At 45.2% G+C, this 17,798-nt stretch carries 17 protein-coding genes and 3 pseudogenes; 2 read left to right on the top strand and 18 right to left on the bottom strand.

Annotated features, from left to right (window positions below; genetic code table 11):
• Nucleotides 1-109: 109 nt before the first annotated feature.
• From AK965_RS10620 to rpiB, 14 genes and pseudogenes are all read right to left on the bottom strand, one after another.
• Nucleotides 110-355: pseudogene (locus AK965_RS10620) on the bottom strand (integrase core domain-containing protein); the annotation flags it as partial.
• A gap of 219 nt (nt 356-574) precedes the next feature.
• On the bottom strand, nt 575-2,065 hold the full coding sequence (locus AK965_RS10615; protein WP_099079583.1) for a DUF4041 domain-containing protein: 1,491 nt from the start codon (nt 2,063-2,065) through the stop codon (nt 575-577).
• Between the two features lie 632 nt (nt 2,066-2,697).
• Nucleotides 2,698-3,939 (bottom strand): triacylglycerol lipase, encoded by a 1,242-nt coding sequence (locus AK965_RS10610; protein ID WP_099079582.1) that lies wholly within the window; start codon nt 3,937-3,939, stop codon nt 2,698-2,700.
• A 190-nt stretch (nt 3,940-4,129) separates the two neighbouring features.
• Nucleotides 4,130-5,239, bottom strand: coding sequence for a 3,4-dihydroxy-2-butanone-4-phosphate synthase (gene ribB, locus AK965_RS10605; RefSeq protein WP_099079581.1), 1,110 nt, complete (start codon nt 5,237-5,239; stop codon nt 4,130-4,132).
• A gap of 12 nt (nt 5,240-5,251) precedes the next feature.
• On the bottom strand, nt 5,252-6,091 hold the full coding sequence (locus tag AK965_RS10600) for a sugar phosphate isomerase/epimerase (RefSeq protein WP_099079580.1): 840 nt from the start codon (nt 6,089-6,091) through the stop codon (nt 5,252-5,254).
• A 28-nt stretch (nt 6,092-6,119) separates the two neighbouring features.
• A complete protein-coding gene (locus AK965_RS10595; RefSeq protein WP_253252686.1) occupies nt 6,120-7,016 on the bottom strand; it encodes an AEC family transporter in 897 nt (298 codons plus the stop codon).
• A 26-nt stretch (nt 7,017-7,042) separates the two neighbouring features.
• A complete protein-coding gene (locus tag AK965_RS10590) occupies nt 7,043-7,816 on the bottom strand; it encodes a triose-phosphate isomerase (protein ID WP_099079578.1) in 774 nt (257 codons plus the stop codon).
• Complete coding sequence (dhaL, locus tag AK965_RS10585; protein WP_099079577.1) at nt 7,813-8,445, bottom strand: dihydroxyacetone kinase subunit DhaL; 633 nt, start codon at nt 8,443-8,445, stop codon at nt 7,813-7,815. The genes AK965_RS10590 and dhaL overlap by 4 nt, the downstream gene beginning before the upstream one ends.
• 2 nt (nt 8,446-8,447) lie before the next feature.
• On the bottom strand, nt 8,448-9,449 hold the full coding sequence (locus AK965_RS10580; RefSeq protein ID WP_099079576.1) for a dihydroxyacetone kinase subunit DhaK: 1,002 nt from the start codon (nt 9,447-9,449) through the stop codon (nt 8,448-8,450).
• 16 nt (nt 9,450-9,465) lie between these two features.
• Nucleotides 9,466-10,476, bottom strand: a complete 1,011-nt coding sequence (locus AK965_RS10575) for a 4-hydroxythreonine-4-phosphate dehydrogenase PdxA (protein ID WP_099079575.1) — start codon at nt 10,474-10,476, stop codon at nt 9,466-9,468.
• A gap of 17 nt (nt 10,477-10,493) precedes the next feature.
• On the bottom strand, nt 10,494-11,777 hold the full coding sequence (locus tag AK965_RS10570) for a TRAP transporter large permease (protein WP_099079574.1): 1,284 nt from the start codon (nt 11,775-11,777) through the stop codon (nt 10,494-10,496).
• The gene (locus AK965_RS10565) at nt 11,774-12,346 is read right to left on the bottom strand and encodes a TRAP transporter small permease (RefSeq protein ID WP_099079573.1); all 573 of its coding nucleotides are present in this window, start codon (nt 12,344-12,346) and stop codon (nt 11,774-11,776) included. The genes AK965_RS10570 and AK965_RS10565 overlap by 4 nt, the downstream gene beginning before the upstream one ends.
• 79 nt (nt 12,347-12,425) lie before the next feature.
• Entirely contained in the window at nt 12,426-13,409 is a 984-nt protein-coding gene (locus AK965_RS10560; RefSeq protein WP_099079572.1) for a TRAP transporter substrate-binding protein, read from the bottom strand.
• A 39-nt stretch (nt 13,410-13,448) separates the two neighbouring features.
• Nucleotides 13,449-13,895, bottom strand: a complete 447-nt coding sequence (gene rpiB / locus AK965_RS10555) for a ribose 5-phosphate isomerase B (RefSeq protein WP_099079571.1) — start codon at nt 13,893-13,895, stop codon at nt 13,449-13,451.
• A gap of 439 nt (nt 13,896-14,334) precedes the next feature.
• Here rpiB and AK965_RS10550 point away from each other — a divergent pair.
• Nucleotides 14,335-14,811, top strand: a pseudogene (locus tag AK965_RS10550) (fructose-bisphosphatase class II).
• Between the two features lie 39 nt (nt 14,812-14,850).
• The gene (locus tag AK965_RS10545) at nt 14,851-15,825 is read left to right on the top strand and encodes a sugar-binding transcriptional regulator (protein WP_099079570.1); all 975 of its coding nucleotides are present in this window, start codon (nt 14,851-14,853) and stop codon (nt 15,823-15,825) included.
• A gap of 64 nt (nt 15,826-15,889) precedes the next feature.
• Here the strand turns inward: AK965_RS10545 and AK965_RS10540 are convergent.
• From AK965_RS10540 to AK965_RS10530, 4 genes and pseudogenes are all read right to left on the bottom strand, one after another.
• Nucleotides 15,890-16,096, bottom strand: a pseudogene (locus AK965_RS10540) (IS256 family transposase); the annotation flags it as partial.
• Nucleotides 16,097-16,262: 166 nt separating this feature from the next.
• The gene (locus AK965_RS20440) at nt 16,263-16,400 is read right to left on the bottom strand and encodes a hypothetical protein (protein ID WP_172438125.1); all 138 of its coding nucleotides are present in this window, start codon (nt 16,398-16,400) and stop codon (nt 16,263-16,265) included.
• A gap of 30 nt (nt 16,401-16,430) precedes the next feature.
• Nucleotides 16,431-17,201: a phospholipase A gene (locus AK965_RS10535; RefSeq protein WP_099079569.1), complete on the bottom strand. Its 771-nt coding sequence runs from the start codon at nt 17,199-17,201 to the stop codon at nt 16,431-16,433.
• 157 nt (nt 17,202-17,358) lie between these two features.
• Nucleotides 17,359-17,784 carry a GNAT family N-acetyltransferase gene (locus AK965_RS10530; RefSeq protein ID WP_099079568.1) on the bottom strand — a complete coding sequence of 142 codons (426 nt, stop codon included), beginning with the start codon at nt 17,782-17,784 and terminating at the stop codon, nt 17,359-17,361.
• Nucleotides 17,785-17,798: the final 14 nt, after the last annotated feature.

Here is a 17,798-nt window from a genome sequence, read left to right as displayed (position 1 = left end):
CAGCGGTTCTAGAAAGTCTATCTGGAAACAAGAGTTAATAACGTGGGTGGGTCAGTTTTACTTCGGCGATAACGTCGATAAGTGGATCAAATTTAAACTGGCGTTGACACCGTTCCCAGTTGTAGTAGTGTCGCCATTCAGCTAGTAGCAGATCTAGATCTTCCAGCCCCACGGGGACATTTATGGTCGGATAGAACTCTCTTTTATCTGTTTTCTGCGAACGTTCCACTTTGCCATTCAAATGAGGAGAGCCTGGCTTATTTGAGCGAAACTTGAGCCCATAAATCATGAGTTGCTTCTAGACTTTCTCAGCAAAGAACTCTCGCCCTCTGTCCGTCTGAATACGCTGGATAGGAAGTGGCGTACGGAGTCGGATTACCTTTTAAGAACTTCAAGTACACAATAAATGAAGGATATCTGTAAGTTGAAAGCTTTAGTAAATAAAATATGTCAAAAAGTACACGTACTAGTGGGGTTGCGAGCGAATCACGCAAAGAACGGGGCAGAACTGAGCTAACTGTATTAGCTAGCTCAATGATACCGACACCAAATATTCTACTATGACCCTATATCTTTAAATGCACTCGGCAAATTCAGGTTGCTTTGTCTTAGTTATATCTGTGATAGCACCAAGCTCCATTGCTTCTTTTAACTCAGCTTGCTTACGCATTGCTTTAGTTTCATTGAAGTCCTGTGCTACAGAAGTTTCAATGAATTCAACATCATCAATATCGAAATTTTTAACAGCTTCCTTGATGTCAGACAGGTCTACTTGGAAAAACTCTTTACGACGATTCACCATGTTCAGACGATTATTATCGAATATACGGTGCAACTCTTTCTCAAGAGAAGGGGCGTCATTGGTGTGAATCATTGCGTGAACATCAAAACTGAATGGTACGGAAGCGTCACCCAACTCCTTCACCCTATCCATTGGTTCAAGTCGACGGGTCATACCAATTTTATAAACATTTTCCCCAAACGAGCCAATATTACTAATAACATAAACGTGACCTTGCTTGGTTTGCTCTGCCATGCTCTGTGCTCGTTGATGTTTTTGTTCTGCGGCTTCAAGATCAGCCTGTAGCTGTGCGATCTGCTCTTCCAGTTTACTGCGGGTTTCATCATTCGCTGATTCAAGCTGTTTTCTGGCGGTCACAAGAGCTTTAGAAAAGCGAGCTTCTTCTCTGATGGCTTCTTGTTCAGCTTTCTTGATCTCAGCTTCAACCTTCGCTTCTTCACGCATTTGAGCCTTAATTTCAGCCTGCTCTTCTTTCTCTCGTTGTTTCTTCTCTTTGTGCTCGTGAGTCAGGCGAAGTTCCTCAATTTTAAATTGTAGATACTTATTTGAAATGATAATCATATTGGACTCATTCAGCTTATTAATTGCTTCAAAGGCCTTATTGATTCGCTCCTCCATCTTGGTGGCATTTTTCCATGTACAGTTGGCGATGGCGGCTTCACATTCATTATTGAATGCCCGAGCTGTGAGCCTAATGCCTCGTTCAGTCATCTTCTTGCCTTCGACTTTTGAGTTACCTACCGTCCACTCAGTAGTGCAGTAAATAGCTCCAGAAGCATCCTTCAGACGAAGAAGGTCTTTTTGACGCTCTTTGCACTCGCGGATTTTCTCTTTAAATTGCTCTGCGGTGTCAAAGTCAAAGTGTGGTTCATAGAAACCTAGCTCCAGCAACTCAACGTCATCATCATAAATGCCTATTTGATGGATGAGTGAGTCATATATGCCTTTCTTCTCTTTGTAACTCGACTTGAGCTGCTCAATATCATTTGTGACCTCGAGAAAAACTGCATTAGCTTCATCTTGGCGTAATTTGGATGCTTGGTCTCGAACCTCGATCTCTTTATCCACGTTAATGATGCCAGAATATTTCTTCTCGTAGTCAGCAAGAGCTTGAGAAGCCTTTGCGGTTTCTTGCTTGGAATCTTCGAGTTCTCGCTTTGTGGATTTCAGTCGAGCAATAAAGACAAAAAGCACCACAACTAGTAGTGCAGAAATCACTAGAAATGGTAGCGGGGGTAAATTTTCGAATGCTGATTGAAGCATTATCACTCCTGATTAAAAAAATCTATGGCGTAGTGTAATAGGATAATTAGGAGGTGTTATGTCACTTTGCGCCATTGTATTTTTGAGATTTGAAAATAAAAGATAAGGAAATAATACTTCGGGTATGCATATGGTGCCATTGTTATCTTAACACTTTGTTACTTTTAAGATAGATAGCAAAGAGCAATGTTAAAGTTATAAAAAACTAATCCAAAACCACGTTAACATGATATGAATGAGTATTTGATCTAAGCTACTTTGGGGCATAAATGCGCTAAGAGCAAACAACAAAAAGGCAGCGAGATCGAATCTTCGCTGCCTTTTTAGTATCAGACTTTATTACTCTCCCACAATAGATATCGGAGAACAATAAATTTTGATCGACTTAATAGCGGATATGTTTATCGTAAGCTCTTCGCTTTTATAGTTTGATCAAATGTGAATTATCGTTCAGCTCGTTAGTTAGCGTAATGACAAAGTCGCTTGGTAGTTAGAGTAAGACAGAATCCCTTGGTGCTCACCATTATCACCAAGCCATAGAAACTCGTTATTGAATAATGGTAAGTCAACCAAATCGGTGGGCGGTTGATAAAACCTTCACTCGTTTCATTTCTTGATCCACAAAATCCCACTCACGCAAACGATGTATCAAGCCAAGACAATAATTGCCTGGTAACAAGGGGGTGATTAAGCAGTTCCATGTGGTGGATATTTTGAAAAGTTTCGGTCTGCGTAAATCGCAAGGCTCGCGATGAGTTGGTATTCTCCCCTAACGCACTTGTCAAAGGTACGAGTCCATCACCGACTAAATGATCAGCGATATAGTTATGTGCTTTTTGAATTATTGACCCCACCGCATAGGTTCGTATATACGTCGGTAATGCGATAACTTGCGGTCGCTCAACTGGCGCAGTAAAACGACAGCTCGACTGCCAATCATCATCACGGATATAACCATAGCGAAGATCGGTCACACCAGCACTGCGTAACCGAGTGAGCTTTGAGAATGCAACGGTGTAAGGAACACGTTCCAGCATAGCAGCAAGTGTGTTGCCTGCACGCTCTAGTGGCGCTCCCTTATGGGGGGTACCCAAAAAGAATGCGTGCTTAACGCTCTTGTGCCAACTCAAGCCGAGCTTTTCGGCATAATACAATGCACTGCGTATCACTAAACCACCCATGCTATGCCCGATAAAGGTTAAATCTTCTATTGTCACTGGCCATTGATGTACAACTTGTTCTAACTGCACGGCCAGTGCCTGACCATTTTGTGAGACATGCAAGCCACTGTTGTAGTGCAGGTGGAGGGGGGTATAGCCATGAGCGGATACAAGTGCTTCACTATGACTCTGCTGTTGAGCCAGTCCTTCCCAGTGAAGTGGACTAGAGCACAGACCGTGAACCATGAGTAGCACTTTATTAGTGGGGAGATCCACAGCAGAAACGTTGGTGGCATCTAGTGGCTGTTTGCCGTAAAAAATGGTCATCGGCAATGCCAGAGGATTACCATCAGCGACAAAGCGATCACCTATGATCCCATTTAAAAAAGATAAGGTTGCCAATCGTTGGGGATCGTATGCGTCACGACTATCAATAGATTTAATCCGTGTTTCGTTATAAGCAAAAAGCTTATCAACCCCGCTACCGACTATATTCGTTGTACCATAGATCAGTCTGTATATGCTGCCCGTTAGCCCACAACACTTACGTGACGAGGTGCCATGAGGCATGCCCAAGGTAGTATAAACCGCTTGGTGAACACCTTCTGTCACCTCAGTAATATCAAGGGTGAGCTGATGGACAAGTTTACTCAGACCTCGTAAGTCAGATCCACGTAGTTTCGTAATCCCCTTAATTGCAGCATATCTAGACATAAACGTCCCTCCAAGAATCGTTTAAGTCTAACACTTAACACGCTAGTTGCAGTGTCATCTCAATCACAACTGGACAAAAGCTTGTTAAATACATTTCTAAATTAGCCAATCATGAATTAACTGACGTATGGCACATACCACTAATCGAGTGGTCAAGTTTTGTCAGCCACTACACTATGAATCATATACCTTATGGCTCGATATAACTTACCACTTCTAGGCCAAATCCAGACAAAGCATGATACTTCTTATCGCACGAAGAAAGTAAGTTCATCTTACTGACCCCAAGATCAGCCAATATCTGCGAACCGACACCGACTTGGCGTGACGTTCGATCTTTCTTATTCGGCTTAACGCTCACTCCAGTGTCGAGCGCTTGATAATGCTTTACACGTGCAATAGTCGATTCACACGATTCTTGTTGGCCTAATATCACCAATACACCGCCATCAGCACCAATCTTTTGCATTGATTTGTTCAATGGCCAACTTTGCTTACTGTCACGAGTCGAAAACAGCACATCATTGAAGGTATCTTGCAAATGCACTCGTACATTGGTCGGTTCGCCATTTACGTCGCCTTTACTCAATGCATAATGCACTTGGTTATCTACTGTGTCGCGATACGTGGTCATAGAGAACTCACCAAACTCAGTGGGTAGTTTGCACTCAGCAATACGCTCAATGGTGGTTTCTGTTGCATTGCGGTATTCAATCAAATCCGCAATAGTGCCGAGTTTAATGCCATGATTTTCCGCAAATACCTCCAGTTGAGGGCGCCTTGCCATCGTGCCATCTTCATTAAGGATCTCTACGATCACCGATGCTGGTTCAACCCCGGCAAGCTTCGCTAAATCACAGCCTGCTTCAGTATGGCCAGCACGAACGAGTACTCCGCCCTCTTTCGCCGCTAGTGGGAAGATGTGACCAGGGGTTACCAAATCAGTATGCTTAGCTCCTTGTGCGACTGCAGCTTGGACAGTAATAGCTCGGTCTTCTGCTGAAATGCCCGTTGTCACTCCTTGAGCCGCTTCGATAGAAATGGTAAAGGCTGTGGCCCAGGGTTCCGTTGGGTTAGATACCATCGGGAACAGGTTGAGCGATTCACAACGTTGCTTAGTCAAAGTTAAACAAATCAAACCTCGACCATGAGTAGCCATAAAGTTGATATCTTGTGCGGTCACATGCTGCGCCGCCATCATGATGTCGCCTTCGTTTTCACGATCTTCATCATCCATTAGGATGACCATTTTACCTTGGCGGTAATCTTCAATAATTTCTTCAATTGTACTAATTGGCATACGACCGCTCGCTTAGTCAGTGATAGTGTTAATGTGTTTAATGCATTGGCTCAGTACCGAGGTAATGGTCTCCATACTTTCTGGTGAGCGCCCTCGGATAGGAAAGGAGTCCTTGCGACGATACATACGTAAAGGTTTTTCAATGCTAAAAGGGATTTGTCGTGACGCCAAAGACTGCATAATCGGCTGATAGTTAATCACTCCTTCGCCCAGCACAGGAAAGGTGAACTTGTCGTCATGCACTTGGACGTCTTTAACATGGAAATGACGGCAAAACGGCAGTGCGATCTGTGCTTCTTCACTCGGACTTAAATTCGGTACTAATGACACTGAGTTACCGGGATCAAAATTCAGAGCTAGCGCCGAATTGTCTACTTCAGACAGAATTCTTACTCCATCATGCGCGCTCGCAAACGCGTTGAAGTTATGGTCGCCGCCATTTTCGATACAGATGACACAGCCTTTATCCTTGGCATATTCAGCCAATATTTTGAGATTTTCGACAATGATGTGGCGATCGGCAATGGGACCAGTACAGGTATTTAAATAGGTAACACCCAGCGCATGGGCGAAATCGATACGCATCATAAAGTCTTCAATCGCTGACGGAGACGCTAAGTTCATCGTGCAGCCTAAAGCTTGTGTGGTCAATTGTTCTTTCTCTAGCAGAGACAACAAATATTGGGCATGGTTTTCAGAGAACATATCGCTGTCTAAACTACCGACGTAGCCCTGATTGAATGCGAACTCAACTTGGTTTACACCCAAGCTTTCAATCGTTTTTAACGATGTTTTAAGGTCATGCCCGTCAAAAATAGCCGTATTGATGGCTAGTCTTTCTAATACATTCATAGTGTCCAACCTTTTAGCAATTCATTATTTAAACCACCCACTGCTGCAACAAGACTTCCCAACCCAACAAAGAGATAAGCGAAAAACCGGTGGTAAATAGGATCACTCCCGCGGTGGCTTCTTTGGCGACTTGGTAGCGCTCGGATAGCAAGTAGACATTCAATCCCGTCGGCAGACTGGCCAAAATAACCAACACTTGAATTTCGATAACCGAGAGATAAAACACATACTGTGCGCATAACAAGATAAACAGTGGAAATAGAAAAATCTTGATTGCCAGCAATAGGCCTATTTTTTCTTTAATCAACGAGCGAAGAGAATAAAAGCTCAAGCTCGCGCCTAAGATGAATAAAATAATCGGTATAGCGGCAGCACCAATCTTGGATAAACCATCAATGAAAAGGGCCGGAAGCTCAACATCCCACTCGTTAAGTAATAGCCCAAGCACGATGGCCAATAGGATCGGATCAGTTGCCACCTTACGGTAGCTATAAAACCCCTGCTCCCCCGAGCGAATCATTAAGATATTAACCAGTGGCAAAACCAATAGCAGGTTCGTCACGATCACACCCATCAACACTAAAGTGGCTTTAGGGCCATAAAGCGCAAGCACTAGCGGCCCCCCCACCCCAACAGCGTTAGGGTATAAAGCCGCGACAGCTTTGATATTGGACGAAGCCACCGTGTGATTGCCCTGCGTGATGAGCCAAGTTTTCACTCCCCAGAAAACAGCGCCAAAACACAAAATGTAAGTGGCAAATACCGACAATGATGGAAGATTTTGTAGATCCGTTCGATATACCGATGAAAAAAACAAGCACGGCGCAAGATAAGTAAAGGCAAAGCTTCTAACCCAATCCACTCTGGGTTTGGAAATCCCAGCAATCAACTTGGCACACCCAAGGCCAAGAATGATCCAGGTCATTAACGTAGCTTGCTCCATGCCCGACCCTAACCGCAGCTGCGTTCAGCGATACTCAGTAACTCTGAGTAACCGTCTGCTTCCCATGCAGTTCGGCCAACAAACACACCATCGATATCCGGCTGTTCGATTAAGCCACCAGCATTGGACAAATTCACGCTACCGCCATACAGCAGAAGCATGCTTTGAGAGACGTCTTCACCATATAGCTCTGCCAGCGCTGAGCGAATCGCTTGGTGGATGGTTTGCGCTTCTTCTTTAGTTGCCGGCACGCCATGTTCACCTATCGCCCAAACGGGTTCATAAGCAATCACGACCCGCGTTAACGACTCAACGGGAACGTCATACAATGCAATTTTCACTTGTCGAATGACAGTTTCAGCCGATACGTCCCACTGTTTCTCTTGCGCGGTATCACCAACGCACACCAATGGTGTTAAGCCATGACGCAATGCAGCATGCACTTTCAAATTGACCGTTTCGTCGGTTTCACCAAACATGGCACGACGCTCAGAGTGACCAATCTCGACAATCGTGGCACCGCAGTCTTTCGCCATCAGAGGAGACACTTCCCCCGTGTATGCGCCGTCATCCTGCCAACAAATGTTCTGCACACCGACTCGAATTGGCTGTTCGCTGAACAAATTGGACACCATTTGTAGGTAAGGGAAAGGTGGGATAACGAAAGGTTGAATGCGACTCGAACAATGCTTCAATGAAGGCAAGACAGCAGAAGCCCAAGCTTCGGCTGTTTGCGTATTTTTGTTCATTTTCCAGCTAGTACCGATCCAAATCTTCTTCATGCGGTAACCTGCTCAGTCGCATATTCATTCATGTACTGCAGAATAAACGCCATCGACATCGCACCGGGATCTGGATGGCCTAGCGAACGCTCGCCCAGTGTTTTTGCTTTACCTGTAGTTGCAATCATGTCTTTGGTTGCTTCCACACCTTGCTCCGCTGCTTGAGCAATAGCCGGCAGCGTGTCGGTTAATGGACCAGAAAGTTGTTCTGATTTCTCGACCGCAGCCACTAATGCATCGATCATGGTTTTATCACCCGGATTAGCACCACCGCGATCATAAACCCCTTGTAAGCCGCCTGCTAGGAACGTAGATAACGTAGCCGTATCCAGCTCTGTTGCACCTTTAATTGACTTCGCACCGCTGCGAAATAGAGTACCGAAAATCGCACCGGAAGCACCGCCCATGGTCGCCATCATCGTCGAGCCGATTTTCAACAGTAATTTGCTGACATCTTCCGGCTGATAATCACTGTCTAAAAGCTCTGCAACCGCTTTGAAGCCGCGCTCCATACCAATACCGTGGTCACCATCACCAATCGCTTGGTCGTATTTGGTTAATACTGACTCACTTGCAACCATCTTTTGAGCAACATAAGCCATCATGTTTTTCGCTGTTAATGCATCCATCTTTATTTCCTCAACGCAAATGATTCACAAGGTAGGTCAAATAATGTTTTTAGTTCGTCATCGAGCTTCATAAGAGTGATCGAGTAACCTGACATCTCTTGTGAGGTACAGTAGTTACCGACCAAGGTGTTATGTACTTTGATGCCGCGCTCGGTCAACTTGACGTGGGCACGACGGTTAGCAATCAGCAGCTCCATATAAGTCGAAGCGCCAAGGTTATTTACTAGCAAACAGACCTCGTCACCTGATTGGTAAGGCAGATCATCACACAGTTGGTCTATCAAGCGATCCACGACTTCATCTGCCGACGTCATTTTTTCGCGTGATACACCCGGTTCACCATGCAAGCCCATGCCGATTTCTAACTCGTCGTGTGGCAGTTCAAAGTTGAAGGTATTGGTTTGTGGAATCGAACCTGCCGATAGCGCAACACCAATGGAGCGAGTGTTATCACGAGCACGCTCTGTCACCGCTACAATCTTGTCGAAGTCATTGTATTGCTCAGAAGCCGCGCCTGCGATCTTCAGCACATACAAATCTCCTGCGGTGCCACGGCGCTCTTGAATTTTGTCTAACGGTGCTGAAGCCACATCATCCCAAACACGAATGGTGTGAGTTTTGATGTCATCATCATCCGCAAGCTCGGCCGCGATATCGAAATTCATATTATCGCCAGCGTAATTACCATAAATGTAAATCACACCTTTACCGTTATTGACCGCTTCAGTAGTTTGTAAAATCACGTTAGGCGCAGGCGCTGCAAAGATATCGCCGAGTGCCGCTGCATCCGCTAAGCCTCGGCCAACATAACCCGCAAATAAAGGCTCGTGCCCTGCACCACCACCGGTGACAATCGCCACTTTGTCTGATGGAAAATCTGTGCGCATCGCCGCGGTAATCCCCGGTAATGCTTCCAATTTTCCATTCATTGCCGAGAGCAAACCATCGAACTGCTCCTGAGCAACATTCATAGGGTCATTAATTAATTTTTTTGGCTTTCTCATATTCTTCCCTGCCCTACTACTGATTGTTAACTTGGTAGCTAGATGCCATACGGACCGTCAGCTTGAGTGCATTTTCCATCGCTGGTGTCGACGCGACATTCTTGCCGTAGATATCAAATGCGCTGCCATGGTTTGCCGTTGCAATCGGAATTGGGATCCCTCCTTGAACGGTCACACCACGATCGAAGCCCATCATCTTCAGTGCGGTTGCACCTTGATCGTGATACATGGATACGATTGAGTTCATGCTCTCTTTCTCCACCACCCACATCGTGGTATCACCTGGGAAAGGTCCGAACGCTTGGATGCCCTTCTGCTTAGCTTTCTCAATCGCTGGTGTGATTACCGTGATTTCTTCATCACCAAACAGGCCACCTTCACCGCCGTGCGGGTTAAGTGCTTGCACCGCAATACGAGGCTGCTCAAAACCAGCAGACTTCAAGGTTGTGTTCATCAACTCGATGGTTTCTAGCACAGAATCTACCGTGAGATTTTCCACCACATTCTTGAATGGAATATGCGAAGTCACGCGTCCAGCCCAAATGTCATCGACCACATTCACTTCACAGCCAAAACCGTGGAAGTCCGTCAGTTCTGCAAACCATGACAGTTCATCACGATGTGCTAGCCCTGCCATGTTCATCGCTTGCTTGTTCAATGGTGCGAAGCAGATACCATGTGTTTTGTGCGCTAACGTTAGGTCAACAGCAATTTTCAGTGTTTCCAGTACATAGGTACCACCTTGCGGCGTGGCTTGGCCGTATTCAATTGCATCCGCGTGAGAGCTTGAGAAGCTCAGCAATACAGGCTTACCCGACTGGAAATCTGCTTGTTCAAAGTTGTCGACCACATCGTAATCAAATGACACTTGCGCGATGTCCATGCCTTTGCGCAGTTCATACTCATCGGCAATGATCAGAATGTTTGCTTGTTGGCGGTTTGCTTCCTCAGCCAATACTTTTACTGCCACTTCAGGACCGATACCTGAAGGGTCGCCAAGTACAAGAGCAATAGTAGGTTTAGTCATTTTTCAAATCCTTGAAGTTATTTATACATGTAGTCTACAAAGCCAACAGACAGTGCTGGAACGTAGGTCGCAAGCATTAACACTGCGAACAGAACACCAATAAATAGAATGTTCACTTTAGTTACTTGCCAAATGTCACGCTTCGCTATCGAACATGCGGTGATCAGCACACTCGCAACCGGAGGCGTCTGCTGACCAATCGAGATATTAAGCGCAAGCATTATGCCGAAGTGGATTGGGTCGATCCCCAACTCATGAATCAGCGGTAATACAATTGGCACCGTTAAGATGATCGCTGCCGCACCATGTAGGAACACGCCAACAACCAGTAGCATTAGGTTCAGCATCATCAGCACAACGTATTTGTTTTCGGAGATGCTAAGAATGCCTGCAGCCATTGCTTGTGGTACTTCTTGCTCAGTTAGGAACAAACCAAGCACCGCTGAAGTCGCCACCAATAGCATCACTACTGAGGTACCCGTAACGCCTTCCATCATCGCTTTGTAAAACAGCTTTAGGTTCATTTCACGGTAGATGAAAACACTGATAACAATCGCAAGTAGTACTGCAATACCCGCAGCTTCTGTGGCGGTCATAAAGCCAGAAAGAATCCCGCCTAGAATGGCGAACGGCAGAGTCAGTGCCCAAAACGCATCTTTAAATGCCACCCACAACTTACGTAAGCTGAACGACTCTTCACGAGGTAAATCGTATTTCACTGCGTAGTAGTAACATACCGCAAACATACCCGCCGCACCCAGTAGGCCAGAAATTATGCCAGCGACGAATAGCTGCGAGATCGATACGTCCGCCATCGCGCCGTAAATAATCATAGGTAGAGAAGGTGGGATGATAACCGCGAGTGAGGCTGAAGAAGACGTGACTGCCGCAGAGAAACTACCCGAGTAACCTCGTTTTTTCATTGCAGGAATCAAGATCGAGCCTAGCGCTGCAACGTCGGCTACCGCGGAACCCGAGATCTCAGCGAAGACCATCGATACCCCAACGTTAACCATTGAAAGGCCACCGCGGACAAAACCCACAATCGCGTTAACAAAATTAATCAAACGCAGCGAGATACCACCGGTATTCATCAATGCGCCAGCAAAAACAAACAATGGAATAGACAGCAGGGTAAATTTAGAGCCACCTTCAAACATCGCCAATGCCGCGTTATAGATCGCATCGATGCCCGATGTCGCTACCATACCAATCAGAGCTACAGCGCCAATCGCTATACCAATTGGAACGTTGATCATTACCAAGCCAATTAAACAAAATAGTACAACTAGCGCGCTCATTTCACAGCCTCCATGGCTTTAGCCATATCTTTTTTCGCATCCTTAATGGCTTCTCTGATCTCTTCGTTTTCTTGGTTTGAACCTAGGCGAACCCATGCCCATGCTTTAGGGAAAGAACACAATTGCGCCACAATGAACAGCACCGCACCAATTGGTAGTGCTGATTGCGCAAAGGCTAAAGGGATAAAATCTAGACTGGTTAGCGTCTCGTCACCGAAGATTTGTAAGATGTAGTAGCTGGCCCAAGCAATCACTGCAAAGAACGCAATGACGATGAATTCACTCAATAGGAAAATGGCTTTGCGCATACCCAGCGGCATATTAGCCACCAACCCACCAAAGCCCATATGCGTGCGCTTTAACGCACACAAAGCCGAGCCATAGAAGGTCAACCAAGCTAAAAGAATGGCCGACACTTCGTCGTACCAATGAAGAGAAGCGCCGCTAAACCGTGAAAAAACAGCGACAATAATAATGGTGCTTAATGCGATGAGAATCGTCATCGAAATCGTGATCAGCACTTTTTCTAGAATATTTGAAATTGTATTTATGCTAGCTAAAAAAGACATCGTAAGCCCTCGTAACAAGTGACAGCTAGACTGCGCTTTCCAGCGCAGTACTTAGAGATAAACGTTAGGGCGTTTTACCTTAGTTACTTGCCGCCAGAACCTTGTCTAACATCACCTTGCCGTTGTTTACGTTTTTCACGAAGTCGTCGTAGATTGGCTGACTTGCGCTAACAAAGGCATCGCGGTTTGCAACGTTAAGCTTCATACCACCCGCAACCAGCTTATCTTTTAGCTCGTTCTCAAGTTTTGTTGCTTGTTGATAGCCCCATTGCTGCGCTTGCTTCGCAGAGCTTTCTAAGATTGCACGAACATCATCAGGGAACTTACCATAGTGGCGTGCTCCCGCAGTGAGGTACGCTGGCGTGTACACGTGGTTTGTCACACTTAGGTAATCCTGTACTTCATGCAATTTTGCCGCGTAAATGTTGGTGTATGGGTTTTCTTGCCCATCGATAACACCAGTTTGTAGACCAATGAATACTTCACTAAAACTCATTGGCGTTGGGTTAGCCCCCCAGTTTTTGAACATTTTCACGCGCCATGAGCTGTTTGGCGTACGAACTTTCAAGCCTTGCAAATCTTCTGGTGTATTGATTGGGCGTTTCGCGTTAGTAATGTTGCGGAAGCCATTTTCCCAAAAGCCAATGACTTTGTAGCCTTTCTTCTCAGCTGCAGGCGCAATGTATGGCCAGAATACGTCTTGCTCAATTTTGGCAACGTGTTCACGGTCAGACACGAGGAATGGCAGTTCAAACAGTGCCATTTCTGATACGTGAGTTGGCAGTGTTGACGTTAGTAGCGCCAAATCCACTGTGCCCAATTTCAGTTTTTGTTGAACATCTTTGTCTTTACCTAATTGAGCTGCACCGAAGAACTTCAGGTTGTAATCGATGCCTTGTTTCTTAAACTCTTCGTTCGCAACTTCGGTGAAGTATTGAGTTGTGTTGTACTGGAGTGAGCCGACTTGAGCACTGGTTGCCACTTTCAGGTCTTCTGCAAATGCGTTAGTCGATAGTAGGGTTGTGATTGCAAGTGCAGTAAGCGTTAGTTTGGTATTTTTCATTTTTATTTCCACGTTATTCCATTAAACATTGAATCTAAATTAACTAATAAACTCTCTCTCTATCTCCTTGATTCTATTTAACTTTTCAGTAGATGGACCATCAGAAAACTCAGAATCCAACCAAGTATCCAAAATCGACTTAGCTAACTCATGACCGATGACTCGCGCTCCCATTGTGATAATTTGAGCATCGTTACTTTTACGCGCTCGCTCTGCTGAAAAAGTATCGTGGCAAAGAGCAGCTCGAATGCCCGGTACTTTGTTCGCAACTATTGAGACACCAATCCCCGTACCACAGAGAATAATTCCGCGTTGATGTTTACCTTCTCTGACAGCAACACTGACTGTCTTTGCTATGTCTGGGTAAAGCTCTGCATTTTGTGGATCGATTCCATAATCAACAAATTCAATACCTTTCGAAGCCAAGTGCGATTTCAGGCACTCTTTCAACTCAATCGCCGCATCATCACAACCTATTGCTATCATGTTTCCTCCTGTTCATATGACCACGAAAGTTACAAATGATATTGGACCATTACACAGACAAATAACATATCAACATTTACCAAGTGGGATTTTGATCACTAATTAGTTACACCTTGATAACAACTGCGTGATCGCCATAGCGCTGGATATTTAAATTTATAATTATGTGAACCGTAACAGTCAATTTTACATAAAAATGATTAAGGTCAATAAAAACAACAATATAACTCAATAAAGTTCTATCTAAATAGCATCATAAGTAGAGCCTTAAATCTAATTTTAACTATGAAACACTCAGCAAGCATTCACTAAACCAATGCGCACATAACAATTAACCTTTGAACTGGCTATATCGTGTTCGTTTGTTTTGCATAATGAGCACATGTCTAGTAATCTGAACAAATGAACATCCATAAATACTTTGATAAGGACCTGTACCATGAATGAGCTAGGCTTCGCTCTCGCACAAGTAACCGAGAATGCCGCTTTAGCTGGCTACCAATGGCTTGGTAGAGGAGACAAAGAAAAAGCAGACGCCGCTGCTGTAAAAGCAATGCGCTTACAACTGAATTGAACTCAGGTCGAAGCAACCATTGTGATTGGCGAGAGAGAAATCGATGAAGCGCCAATGCTATATATAGGTGAGCAACTCGGGCTAGGTGGTGTTGAGATTGATATCGCAGTAGACCCTATTGAAGGTACGCGCATGACAGCCATGGGACAATCCAATGCGCTTGCCGTACTTGCGGCAACCGGAATCACTAGGGGCGACGTACTTAACGGTGTTCATAAGCAGGGCCTATCACTAACTACCGAGACTCTACTTGTACAAGGCAAGTCAAAAAAGATTAGAATGTTCAAATCCACTCATGATTCACGCCTGCTAGATAATGAACTTGAGTCAGCCGCGATATAAACAAGAGCCGCATTAAGCAGCCATTTCACAAGGAACAACATGGAACTGAATAATATTGAACAGGCCGAAGAGACTAACCTACTCACCGAAATCTCGGTTGCGTATTACCAAGACGGTGCCACTCAGGAAGAGATTTCAAAACGATTTGGTTTATCTCGCGTCAAAATTGGCCGCTTATTAAAACGCGCAAGAGACCAAGGTATTGTCGAAATTAAGGTCAAGTACCACCCTGTATTTGGTGCCAAGCTGGAAGAACAGCTTAAAGAGCGTTTTGGCCTTAAGCGTGCACTGATCGCTCTGGACCAACCAACCGAAGACGAACAGCGGTCACTACTCGCCGGAGTGGTATCGACATACCTATCCGCGACTCTCAAAGACGGCATGGTCGTGTCGGTTGGCCAAGGACGAAATGTGTCTGCGGTATCGGAACATACCGGTATTGTGAACCCTAAAAAGTGTACCTTTGTGTCAAGTATCGGCGGGATTCACCCACGAGGCGGTATCCTCAATGCCGACCATATTTCGCGTCGCTTCGCTAAGACCTTTGGCGGGGTTAGTGAGACACTGTATGCGCCAGCGTATATCCGTAACCCTCAGTTACGTAGCGCACTACTAGAGGATGAAACGGTACAGCAAACCATGGACATTGCTCGTAAAGCTGATGTCGCATTGGTTGGTATCGGTGATTTGAACGAAAGTAGCTATATGGTCAACCTAGGATGGTTCTCAGTACAAGAAATGGTTGAGGCCCGTATTCAGCAAGGCGTTGTAGGGGAAGTTGGCGGTTATGATTTCTACGACATCAAAGGGGAAGTTCAGGACACAAAAATGAGTAATCGTGTCATTGGCTTAACCATTTCCGATTACCAGAAGATCCCTCAGGTTATCGCCATAGCCGCAGAAAGCAGTAAGCCATTATCGATTGTTGGAGCTCTTCGTACCGGAGCAATTGATATTCTAGCAACGAGCGTTGCCAACGCGATTACCATCTTAAATTTGGACGCGCAAAAATAGAAGTGCCAACTCAGTCGAGGTTTATAAACGAGGGCGTTCAGGCTTCTGTGTCTGCTAATTTTAGTTAGATATCTAAGACTTCATCCAAGCGCCCCTCAAAGTGAATCGCCAGTTGAGACAATGTCATATTTCAGTTCTGGATTGGCATTGTCCATTTCTTAGATACGTTTAATATCCTAGCATAAAGCGGCTTGAGCAAGCTATTTTCATTTGGAAACCCACCCTTAGTTTTGGTCAGTTTACGGAAGTGACGATGGACGGCTTCGATAGCAATCGCCTCTGGGAAGCCTGTAAGCCCATCTACGCAGGCGATAAGTTTAACTCTGCTAATGTTTTATTCTCTTTTAACGAAAAACCATATCGATAAAGCAAGCCTTCCATTTCTCTCGCCGTGTAAAAAGTTATCCAAGGCTCCCCTACTTTCGCAGAAAAATGCTTTATTGCTTCCGCTCGCTCACTGCGTTGGGGTAACCCTTACCAAAACAGGCTGCTGGATTTTCATCCAAGCATTTATCAACGTACAATATAAAAAAAGTGGCGCTTGTTTCTTGAGTCAGCACCGCGATCTCTTTCATCGTCGACTCATACTTCTCTTTTCTCCGCGACTAGAAATCAAACGCAAACCCCGCTCCAAAGGCACTTTCATCAAAATCATAATTTGATATCGTCAGGCCATAACCAGTCTCCGCTTTCATGTAACCCCGCAAGCCCTGATAAACAGGGAAGTCCCAAGAGAGTCGGTAGAAACCGTATTGCCAATCTTTAGTAAACAAGTTCGCGACGGTGAGCTTTACTTCATTGTCATTGACTGGAAGCCAGCCTAGATCCAACTCACCGTAACCAAGATAGTCGACAATGTCTGGGTTGTAGTCTTTATTACCCACATCTATCCACGGCTTAACGCGCACAAAGCCTGTATCGAAATCCCATTTGGTGTCGAGATAAGCGCGGTTCCAGCTTACTTCGTCCGTGCCGCCAGCGCCATTAGACTGATGTTCAAAACCGAATGAAAGTTGCCATGGGTTAACGTTCCAACGGTAAAAAAGGTCAGGGTTGTATTGGTCATCCCGAAAGTAGGCAGAGTCATCATACGCTTCCCAGTTCGAACGCTGTGTGTAAGCAGCAAACAAGCCATGATCGCCAAAAGACAATAGCTTGTATTTCATACTTATTTGAAATTGGATAAATACGTCCTTTGCGGCATGACCATTAGGGTTTAGCGGTGCAAAGCGCTTCTGGTTGACTTTCGACTCGGTATAAAACGGGAGTAAATAATTGTCGCTATGTGCGGAAAAGCGGCTCTCGCTGGCCAAGGTTTGAGACACGATTATTAAGGGTAAAACCGCTACACCCGCCAGTTGATTAAACGTAAACATTTCTATCCTTTTAAGGAACGTAATCCATTGATATGAGTATAGAAGAAACTAAATTTATCACTATTTCATTTTTTCACCGAATTGGCCCTGCGTATTCCCCACCCACGCAAAGCACCGTTTGTGAACCAAATGATCATTCATTTTGTGCCATTCAAAATCATTTTTGATACACGTCTGGTTGCCATATCTGCATAAAGTTCTCGACGGGCTCGATAGGCTTAAAGCCGTACTGTTCATACAGGCCATGAGCGTCACGCGTCGCAAGCATCATCCTGCGCAAACCTTGAAGCTCTGGATGGGCCACAATTTCAGAAATTAACCACTTACTTATGCCTTGCCCACGGTAATCTGGGAGCACGAAAACATCGGCGAGATAAGCGAAGGTGGCTTTGTCAGTAATAAGGCGAGCAAACGCGACTTGTTGATTAGACTCTGTGAACACACCGAAACAAAAGGAGTTTCGCACCGCTTTGTCTAGCATGTCTCTCGGTACACCTTTCGCCCAATAGCTCTGTGAAATGAACTGATGGATGCAATCCAGATCCATCTCTGCAAAGGCGGTACTGATGCGATATCCTTTCATTAAACGCCCCCTAT

Origin of the sequence: Vibrio sp. PID17_43, assembly GCF_002608565.1 — a bacterium.
In the GTDB taxonomy this organism is placed as follows: Bacteria; Pseudomonadota; Gammaproteobacteria; order Enterobacterales; family Vibrionaceae; genus Vibrio.
Note: the sequence above shows the minus strand (reverse complement) of the source record. Positions and strands in the feature narration are given on the sequence as shown.

What these genes read in the sequence shown, in the direction of transcription:
- AK965_RS10530 (WP_099079568.1), bottom strand. Translation starts at nt 17,784, where the DNA reads ATGAAAGGATATCGCATCAGTACCGCCTTTGCAGAGATGGATCTGGAT.
- AK965_RS10580 (WP_099079576.1), bottom strand. Translation starts at nt 9,449, where the DNA reads ATGAGAAAGCCAAAAAAATTAATTAATGACCCTATGAATGTTGCTCAG.
- rpiB (WP_099079571.1), bottom strand. Translation starts at nt 13,895, where the DNA reads ATGATAGCAATAGGTTGTGATGATGCGGCGATTGAGTTGAAAGAGTGC.
- AK965_RS10600 (WP_099079580.1), bottom strand. Translation starts at nt 6,091, where the DNA reads ATGAATGTATTAGAAAGACTAGCCATCAATACGGCTATTTTTGACGGG.
- AK965_RS10570 (WP_099079574.1), bottom strand. Translation starts at nt 11,777, where the DNA reads ATGAGCGCGCTAGTTGTACTATTTTGTTTAATTGGCTTGGTAATGATC.
- AK965_RS20440 (WP_172438125.1), bottom strand. Translation starts at nt 16,400, where the DNA reads ATGAAAGAGATCGCGGTGCTGACTCAAGAAACAAGCGCCACTTTTTTT.
- AK965_RS10610 (WP_099079582.1), bottom strand. Translation starts at nt 3,939, where the DNA reads ATGTCTAGATATGCTGCAATTAAGGGGATTACGAAACTACGTGGATCT.
- AK965_RS10535 (WP_099079569.1), bottom strand. Translation starts at nt 17,201, where the DNA reads ATGTTTACGTTTAATCAACTGGCGGGTGTAGCGGTTTTACCCTTAATA.
- AK965_RS10560 (WP_099079572.1), bottom strand. Translation starts at nt 13,409, where the DNA reads ATGAAAAATACCAAACTAACGCTTACTGCACTTGCAATCACAACCCTA.
- dhaL (WP_099079577.1), bottom strand. Translation starts at nt 8,445, where the DNA reads ATGGATGCATTAACAGCGAAAAACATGATGGCTTATGTTGCTCAAAAG.
- AK965_RS10595 (WP_253252686.1), bottom strand. Translation starts at nt 7,016, where the DNA reads ATGACCTGGATCATTCTTGGCCTTGGGTGTGCCAAGTTGATTGCTGGG.
- ribB (WP_099079581.1), bottom strand. Translation starts at nt 5,239, where the DNA reads ATGCCAATTAGTACAATTGAAGAAATTATTGAAGATTACCGCCAAGGT.
- AK965_RS10615 (WP_099079583.1), bottom strand. Translation starts at nt 2,065, where the DNA reads ATGCTTCAATCAGCATTCGAAAATTTACCCCCGCTACCATTTCTAGTG.
- AK965_RS10590 (WP_099079578.1), bottom strand. Translation starts at nt 7,816, where the DNA reads ATGAAGAAGATTTGGATCGGTACTAGCTGGAAAATGAACAAAAATACG.
- AK965_RS10545 (WP_099079570.1), top strand. Translation starts at nt 14,851, where the DNA reads ATGGAACTGAATAATATTGAACAGGCCGAAGAGACTAACCTACTCACC.
- AK965_RS10565 (WP_099079573.1), bottom strand. Translation starts at nt 12,346, where the DNA reads ATGTCTTTTTTAGCTAGCATAAATACAATTTCAAATATTCTAGAAAAA.
- AK965_RS10575 (WP_099079575.1), bottom strand. Translation starts at nt 10,476, where the DNA reads ATGACTAAACCTACTATTGCTCTTGTACTTGGCGACCCTTCAGGTATC.